Source organism: Streptomyces sp. BK340, from assembly GCF_007827595.1.
In the GTDB taxonomy this organism is placed as follows: domain Bacteria; phylum Actinomycetota; class Actinomycetes; order Streptomycetales; family Streptomycetaceae; genus Streptomyces.
The window spans coordinates 1-1,455 of record NZ_VISR01000075.1 but is presented as its reverse complement, the minus strand read 5'-3'; the positions used below and the strand labels follow the sequence as shown (position 1 = coordinate 1,455).

The following is a 1,455-nucleotide window of genomic DNA, read 5'->3' as shown; positions in this document are numbered from 1 at the left end:
TCATTCGTCGGAGTCGGGCTTGGTGCGTGCCGCCGTGTACGCCTGGGCCGGTGTCATGGGGACGCCGCCCAGTTCGACGGTCTTGTAGGGGCTGACCTTGGCGCAGGTCTTGGCCTGGTCGGCGGTCTGGGCGTGGGCGTTGGAGACGGCGGCCTTGGTGTCCGCGGGTGCGGAGGTGGCGCCGGGGTAGCTGGTGCCGCTGGGCCAGTCGCTGCCGATGACCAGGGTCAGACCGGTGCCGGTGGTGGACTTCTTCAGGTGTGAGGCGGACAGTCCCAGAGCCTTCGCGGCCGTCCGGGCCTCCCCCTTGTGGCCGCTGCCGTAGCTGAGGGTGGTGGTGGCCGCGGGGCTGGGCGCGTTGGCGGTGGTGGTGGCCGGGCTGAAGCCCTGCCCGGTCAGCGCGGCCGCGACCGCGGAGGCGCGGCCGGTGACCGCGGTGCCGTTCTCCACCGTGACCACGATCTGCGACCTGGGCACGGCCGGCGCCTTCGCGGTCGCCGAGGCGGCCGCAGCGGACTTCCTGCCCGAGCCGGTGGTCAGGGACTGGTCGGCGGCGATGGTCGCGAACAGCGTCCTGGCGCCCGCCCCGACGACGACACGGTTGTTGTCGTTCGGGTCGCTGCCGGTCTGCATCGTGGTGAACGTCATCCGCTTGGTGGGCACCTTGTTCAGGTCCGACGCCAGCGCGATCAGCTTCTTCACCGAGCCCAGCCCGTCGTCCACCGTCAGCGCCCTGGTGGCCGCGTCCGCGAGGTCGTAGACCGCGCCGGGATCGGTGAGCGTGCCCGCGCTCTTGAACTTGCGGATCATCGCGCTCAGGAAGATGTGCTGCGAGACGGTCCGCCCCAGGTCGCTGCCGTCCCCGAACCCGTGCCGGGACCGCACGAACTCCAAAGCCGCCACCCCCTTGAGGGTGTGCGCGCCCTTGGACAGCTTCAGATGCGAGTAGGTGTCGTACACGTCGTCACTGACACACACCGAGACACCGCCGACCGCGTCCGACATCTTCACCACACCCGAGAAGTCCAGCTTCACGAAATGGTCGATGGGGATACCGGTCAGCTGGTGCACGGTGGCCACCTGACAGGCCGGACCGTACTGCAGCGCACTGTTGATCTGCCCGTAGTAGCCCGCCGTCGACCGACCGTTCGCACTGTCCCTGCACGCCGGGACCCGGGTCATCGTGTCCCGCGGGATGCTCATCACCGTCGCGTTCGAACGGTCGGCGGATATGTGCACCACCATCTGCACATCCGCGTTGCTGCCCGTCTGCACCCCGGTCCGCGAACAACCGCCACCCAGCTTGCAGTCCGCCTTGCTCGTCCGCCCGTCCGACCCCATCACCAGAATGTTGATCGGCGTACGCCCGAACGCATCCGCCTTCTCCGAACCACCCTTGCCGTCCAGCGAGACACTCTGGATGTTGCCGTTCAGATGCTGGTAGAACCACCAGCC

General features: G+C 68.7%; 1 protein-coding gene. It reads right to left on the bottom strand.

Annotated elements, in window-relative coordinates; translation table 11 throughout:
• The coding region (locus FB157_RS46965) for an LCP family protein (protein WP_261387076.1) at positions 1–1,455 on the bottom strand (1,455 nt) is incomplete at its 5' end.